Here is a 6135-nt window from a genome sequence, read left to right on the forward strand (position 1 = left end):
TCAGTCCTGACTGCAGGAGGTGTTCGCTCGGAAGTCGTCTGCCGAGTTGATCTGGGCGCGGACCTTGATGGCCTCGTTGATCCAGGCGCGGGCCTGCTCCACGGGCACCCCGTTGAGCTGGCTGCCGTCGCGGAAGCGGAAGGAGACCGCGTTCTTGGAGACGTCCTCCTCGCCGGCGATCAGGATGAAGGGGGCCTTGGACTTGGCCGCGTTGCGGATCTTCTTGCCGAAGCGGTCGTCGGAGCGGTCGATCTCGCAGCGGACCATGTCATCGCGCAGCTGGTCCAGCAGGTGCTCCAGGTGGGGGGCGAACTCGTCGGCCACGGGCACGGCCTGCACCTGGACCGGGGCCAGCCAGGCCGGGAAGGCGCCGGCGTAGTGCTCCAGCAGGATGGCGAAGAAGCGCTCGATGGAGCCGAAGAGGGCCCGGTGGATCATGACCGGCCGCTGGTGGGAGCCGTCGGCGGCGATGTACTCCAGCTGGAAGCGCTCGGGCAGGTTGAAGTCCAGCTGAATGGTGGAGACCTGCCAGGTGCGTCCGATGGCGTCCCGGGCCTGCACGGATATCTTGGGCCCGTAGAAGGCGGCGCCCTCGGGGTCGTCAACCAGTTCCAGCCCGGAGTCCTTGGCCACCTCGGCCAGGGTGTTGGTGGCCTCCTCCCAGACCTCGTCGGAACCGACGAACTTGTTGGGATCCTTGGTGGACAGCTCCAGGTAGAAGTCGTTGAGGCCGAAGTCCTTCAAGACCTTGAGCACGAACTGGAGCAGGTTGGTCAGCTCCCCCTTCATCTGGTCCCGGGTGCAGTAGATGTGGGAGTCGTCCTGGGTCAGGCCGCGCACGCGGGTCAGGCCGTGGACCTCGCCGGACTTCTCGTAGCGATAGACGGTGCCGAACTCGAACAGCCGCAGGGGCAGCTCCTTGTAGGAGCGCTGGCGGGACTTGAAGATCAGGTTGTGCATGGGGCAGTTCATGGGCTTCAGGTAGTAGTCGAAGCCCTGACGGGTGACCTTGCCGTTGGCGTCCTTCTCTTCGTCCAGGTGCATGGGCGGGTACATGCCGTCCTTGTACCACTGCAGGTGGCCCGAGATCTCGTAGAGGTGGCCCTTGGTAATGTGCGGGGTCTGCACGAAGGAGTAGCCGTTGCGCCGGTGCATTTCACGGGAGTAGTCCTCCATGGCGTTGATGACAGCCGCGCCCTTGGGGTGGAAGACGGGCAGGCCGGGCCCGATCTCATCCGGGAAGGAGAAGAGGTCCATCTCGGCGCCCAGCTTGCGGTGGTCACGGCGGGCGGCCTCCTCCAGACGGGCGGTGTAGGCCTTCATGTCGTCCTTGTTGGCCCAGGCGGTGCCGTAGATGCGCTGGAGCATGGGGTTCTTCTCGTCCCCGCGCCAATAGGCGGCGGCCGTGCGCATGAGCTTGAAGGAGCGGATGTAGCGGGTGTTGGGCAGGTGGGGGCCCCGGCAGAGGTCCTTCCAGACCGTGTTGCCCTCGCGGTCCAGATTGTCGTACATGGTCAGCTCGCCGCCGGTGGCCACCTCGGTGGCCTCCTCGCTGTTGATCTCGGCCTCCTTGGCCCCGATCAGCTCCAGCTTGTAGGGCTGGTCGGCCTCCTCCTTGCGGGCCTCCTCCTCGGTGACCACGCGCCGGCGGAAGCTCTGGGAGGACTTGATGATCCGCTTCATCCGCTGTTCGATCTGCTTGAGGTCGTCGGGGGTGAAGGGCTTGTCCACGTCGAAGTCGTAGTAGAAGCCGTCCTTGATGACCGGGCCGATGCCCAGCTTGGCGTCCGGACGGATCTCCTGGACGGCCTGGGCCATGACGTGGGTGGCCGAGTGCCGCATGATGGCCAGTCCCTGGTCGCTCTCCAAGGTGATGGGCTCGACCTTGTCGCCCTCGTGCAGGGGTGTGTAGAGGTCACGTGGCTGCCCGTTGAGGTCGACGGCGATGATGTCCTTGTCGTCAGCAAAAAGCTGGACGCCAGTCTGATCCGCCGCCACCTCCTTCCGTTCGCCCTTGACGATGATGGAGATGCTCGACTGTGTCATGAATGCCGTCCTTGCTATCGGAGCCCGCGTTACAGGGTGCAGGCTGGACATGGTTATCGAGCCACAGCCTAGGTCGTCACTCAGACAAGGAGGGGCCTTTGTTGCCCATGGAGCGCAGGTAATCCTCGGCTTCCCGGACCAGCTCTTCGGCGGCCGGCTCGTCCACCTGGGCCTGGTCGACATCCATCTCCAGACGGTGGACGTAGTTGGCCAGGTCGTCGTTGCAGCGCAGCAGCATGCCGGCCTGGGCCTTCCACTCGGCGGCCTTGCGGGGCAGCTCCCCCTCGTCCAGGTGGACGCCAAGCATGGCCGAGAGCCTTTGCAGCAGCTGCAGGGTGCCCTGGGCGCACTCGTCGCTGCCCAGGTACTGGGGCACGGAGACCCAGATGGACTCGGTGCTGTAGCCGTCCTGGGTGGCGAGGGCATCCAGGACGGTGGGGATGCCTATGGGGCCGGAGTGGCCGTCGGTGTCAGTCTTGGGCTGGTCGCCGGCCAGGTCGTCGATGGGCAGGGGCCTGGTGTGGGGGCAGTCGGCGAACATGGCGCCCAGGGTGATGATGGCCTCCGCCTCGTCGTCTTCGGCCCAGTGGATGCTGCGCCGGCAGAAGTCGCTCCAGTGGTAGTTGGGCTCCGGGCCCATCTCCAGCAGGAGGGTGTGGGTGTCATCAATCTGCACCCGGTAGATCTTGGCAGAGGGCCAGATGATCCGCCGCCGACCCTGCACATGGCAGAGCATGGGCCGTGACATCTGGTAGTCGTAGAACCCGTCGCCCGGAATGCTGCCGATCTCGTGGGACTCGTAGACGTTCAACAGGTGGCGGATGACGTTGGTCGAGGCTGAGCACGCATCGTTCCAACCATCGAAGGCGGCCACCATGGTGCAGTGCTGCCTGGCTTCTTCACTCATACCTCTCACCCTACCGGTAGGAAGCCTTGTATTGCGCGGCTTTGCCATCAGCGGAGGGTGGCTTTATAACGCGGCGACACGCGCTTTTTGCCAAGTGCGGAGGTCTACGCTACAGTAGTGCAACGTGCTTCGGCAGTCACCACCACGGTGAAGGTTGAATGTGCGGGCATAGCTTAGTTGGTAAAGCGCGACCTTGCCAAGGTCGAGACCGCGGGTCCGAGTCCCGTTGCCCGCTCGAGGTTTCGAGCAGTTTAACCAATACGGTGGGTTAGCCAAGCGGTTAGGCAGCGGCCTGCAAAGCCGTATAGACGAGTTCGACTCTCGTACCCACCTCTCTCTCGAAACGAGAATGACCCGGGCGGTTGGCGCAGAGGTAGCGCACTTCCCTGACACGGAAGGGGTCACTGGTTCGAATCCAGTATCGCCCACGAGGATCACTTCGGTGGTCTTTCCCAATCCGGGCGATTGGCGCAGCGGCTAGCGCACTTCGTTCACACCGAAGGGGTCGCAGGTTCGATTCCTGCATCGCCCACCTGGATTTTCCCCTCTCCCCTATTTTTCATTCAGAGACAATTCTCAGTCTGCCATTGGCAGCCAACCAACCTGCTGAATTATCCCTGATTCCCCTAGCGGAAACCAGGTAATAAATTATTGTTACCAATTCAGCTGAGGTTTACTGTTCAGGCTCATTCGTAGTGGTCGTATCCGCTGAATCGCGCACTGTCTGGCGCCTGCAATGCCGGTTGTCATGGCGGATAGCGAACGGAGTGTTGAGCATGTCCGGGACCTTGTGATAATTTGCTCTTAGCAACAGGTCGGGGGACCTGCCAGAAACGGGAGTACCTGATGCATCCTTGAAGAGGTGATAGTATGAAGAAAGGCCTAGGCCAATGAGGGCACGTAACTAGCCTGGCTGATTCTGCACTGCATCACAGCTTGAGGAAACTGTGGGCTCCCTGTTTTATCTATGAAATACTTGCGTGGTCTGTCTGTGTGGCCACGTTCCGGTTGTCGCCAGTGGCGGCGGCCGTGCTGTAAAGCTCCTCCGGCGGCACAGAAATATACCCCCCTCTCCTGCCGCCGGGGGTTTTACTTTTTAGGCCCTATTTGAGGGCCTGCAGGTACCGGTAGAGGGTGGGGATCGAAATCTTGAGCTCGGGAGCGACGATGCCCACCGCGCCCTTGATGAGGAAGATGCCCCGGTCCTTGATGTTGCGGATGATGTCCAGCCTGTCCTGCTTGGTCAGCTTGTCCATGGGGATGTTGAACTGGCGGACCTCATCCCTGGTGATCCTGCGGATGTTCTCGGCAGGCTCCTCACTCATGTGGCTGCGCGAGGTCTCGGTGGAGATCTGCACATCGTTGGAATCGATCGAGGACAGGGTCTGCAGCACATGCGCCGCCTGCTGCAGCTCGGTGATGTTGATGCTGATGCAGAGCAGGCCAATGACGGTCTGCTCCTGGTTGCGGATCAGGTAGGAGGAGACGCGGAACTCATGCTTGTTCAGGCGGCGCCCACGGTAGTCGGAGACGAAGTCGGCCCCGTCCTGGTCGGCCCGTATGGCCAGCTGGAGCGTCTGGTCGGTAATCCCGTCGCCCAGGGAGCGTCCGGAGAGCTGGCCGTTGCGGATGAAGACGATGGAATTCTCCGGGTGGGTGATGTCATGCACCACAATCTCGGCCATGGGACCGAAGGAATCGGCTATGAATTCTGCCAGGGGAAATACCTCTTCAAGGTTGTCTACTGTGAAATGCATGGCTGATCCTCAACATCCTAACAGGGCGGCTTGTAGCCACCGGTTGGTGCTGCGGGAAGCGAAAGGCATTGGATGGCGTGATATGGTCCATCACCTCCATACCAGCCAATCGGCCTCCTCTACTCCCGTATATTAGACCTTCTTTTGCGCACTTCTGTCCCTTGCATACGGCCTATCGAGGCCGCAGGAGAGCCGAAGTACCGAAGGAGTTTTCATGGTAGCGCACGAAAGCGGCTGAATCTTGCTTTTCGCAAACCCGGCCAGTCGTAACGGACGCAGCGTCGTGGCGGAGCCGCTTCCCACCTATCCTGCAGGACGGGATGAGAGCGGAAACATGGTAATCATGGGGAACCGAGTGATTCAGAAGCTGAGGATAAGTGCCTGTAGCGCGCCTAGGACAAAGTGCATGAACAATGTGAGTCTGGTCACGTATTTTGGGATCGGCTGGTTCTAAAGGCCACTTTGTCAAAGAAATTAAACAAGTTGATACGACACATGTCTGAATGGATGAACAGCGGCCGGGCTGGCTGGGGGCTGTTGAGCCTTCTGGCCGGCCTGGCTGTGTTTCCTCCTCTCCCGGGCGGGGTCGGGGGCGTGCATGCCTGCCCTCGGCTTCTGCCTGCGGAAGTGTGGTGGGGGCGCGGGAGGAAGTGTCGGCTCTCTCGGGGTTTGAGCCTTGATTGGCACGTTCCTCCCTGCTCCCCCTTGATGGGCCGGGGGCGGGGGGATTGATACGCCGCCCGGCCGCTCTTACTCGTGCGAAGCATGTGACAGACTATGTTGTTCTTTTCTGTGGCGGCGTGAGGCGAGGACCCCGCCCATGCCGGTCATGCCGGTGGCCAGGGCGAGCAGGATGCCCTCCCCGCCTGCCTTGGGGAGCACGCCTGCTGGCAGGTACGTGTATCGGAGAGAAGTGTCGGGCGTTTGGGGTGCGCCGCCCAGCGTGTAGTCCACGCTGACGGTGACCGTGCCCGGCTGGTGCGCGGGCGTGGTCACGGTCACGCTGCTGCCATCGCCGCGCGTCAGACTGGATACAGCGGTCTGGTCGAACCTGACGCCGGTGATCACCAGAGCCAGGTTGAACGACACCGGCACAGGAGCCGACTTGTTGTTTCCAGTGCCGTCGCCGAGCTGGCCATCGCTGTTGTTTCCCCAGGCATAGGCGTTGCCGTCGCTGCCCACGGCCAGGGAATCATGGTATCCGGCGCTGACCTGTGCGGCTTTGAGCCCTTTGCTCGTGTCTGTGGGGCTGGCGGGGTCGCGCACGCGCACAGGAACAGACGAGCTGCCGCTGCTGTTGTTGCCGAGGTCACCAGACCCGTTGCATCCCCATGCCCAAGCGTTGCCGTCGCTGCCCAGGGCCAGGGAATGAGAGCCTCCGGCGCTGACCTGCAGGTAGGTGAAGTCCGCTGGCAGGTCCGGGTA

The 6135-nt window shown here is 62.2% G+C and carries 3 protein-coding genes, 4 tRNA genes and 1 pseudogene; 4 read left to right on the top strand and 4 right to left on the bottom strand.

Features of this window, described 5'->3' with window-relative positions; translation table 11 throughout:
* Both thrS and H3V04_RS02330 read right to left on the bottom strand, forming a co-directional pair.
* A complete protein-coding gene (thrS, locus tag H3V04_RS02325) occupies positions 1-2046 on the bottom strand; it encodes a threonine--tRNA ligase (protein WP_198177789.1) in 2046 nt (681 codons plus the stop codon).
* 76 nt (positions 2047-2122) lie between these two features.
* Positions 2123-2953, bottom strand: coding sequence for a PAC2 family protein (locus tag H3V04_RS02330; protein WP_015021823.1), 831 nt, complete (start codon positions 2951-2953; stop codon positions 2123-2125).
* Between the two features lie 162 nt (positions 2954-3115).
* Between H3V04_RS02330 and H3V04_RS02335 the strand changes: the two genes are divergently transcribed.
* The 4 genes from H3V04_RS02335 (at position 3116) to H3V04_RS02350 (ending at position 3485) form a co-directional block, all read left to right on the top strand.
* A tRNA-Gly gene (locus tag H3V04_RS02335) sits at positions 3116-3188 on the top strand.
* Positions 3189-3215: 27 nt separating this feature from the next.
* A tRNA-Cys gene (locus H3V04_RS02340) sits at positions 3216-3286 on the top strand.
* A 23-nt stretch (positions 3287-3309) separates the two neighbouring features.
* Positions 3310-3381 (top strand) — tRNA-Val (locus tag H3V04_RS02345).
* A gap of 31 nt (positions 3382-3412) precedes the next feature.
* Positions 3413-3485 (top strand) — tRNA-Val (locus tag H3V04_RS02350).
* Positions 3486-4056: 571 nt separating this feature from the next.
* Here the strand turns inward: H3V04_RS02350 and H3V04_RS02355 are convergent.
* Together H3V04_RS02355 and H3V04_RS02360 are read right to left on the bottom strand one after the other, a co-directional pair.
* Positions 4057-4710 (bottom strand): transcriptional regulator, encoded by a 654-nt coding sequence (locus H3V04_RS02355; protein WP_198187076.1) that lies wholly within the window; start codon positions 4708-4710, stop codon positions 4057-4059.
* A 750-nt stretch (positions 4711-5460) separates the two neighbouring features.
* A pseudogene (locus H3V04_RS02360) lies at positions 5461-6135 on the bottom strand (chromosome condensation regulator RCC1); the annotation flags it as partial.

Origin of the sequence: Bifidobacterium sp. M0353 (genome assembly GCF_016100645.1) — a bacterium.
Classification (GTDB): domain Bacteria; phylum Actinomycetota; class Actinomycetes; order Actinomycetales; family Bifidobacteriaceae; genus Bombiscardovia; species Bombiscardovia choladohabitans.

What these genes read in the sequence shown, in the direction of transcription:
- H3V04_RS02330 (WP_015021823.1), bottom strand. Translation starts at nt 2,953, where the DNA reads ATGAGTGAAGAAGCCAGGCAGCACTGCACCATGGTGGCCGCCTTCGAT.
- thrS (WP_198177789.1), bottom strand. Translation starts at nt 2,046, where the DNA reads ATGACACAGTCGAGCATCTCCATCATCGTCAAGGGCGAACGGAAGGAG.
- H3V04_RS02355 (WP_198187076.1), bottom strand. Translation starts at nt 4,710, where the DNA reads ATGCATTTCACAGTAGACAACCTTGAAGAGGTATTTCCCCTGGCAGAA.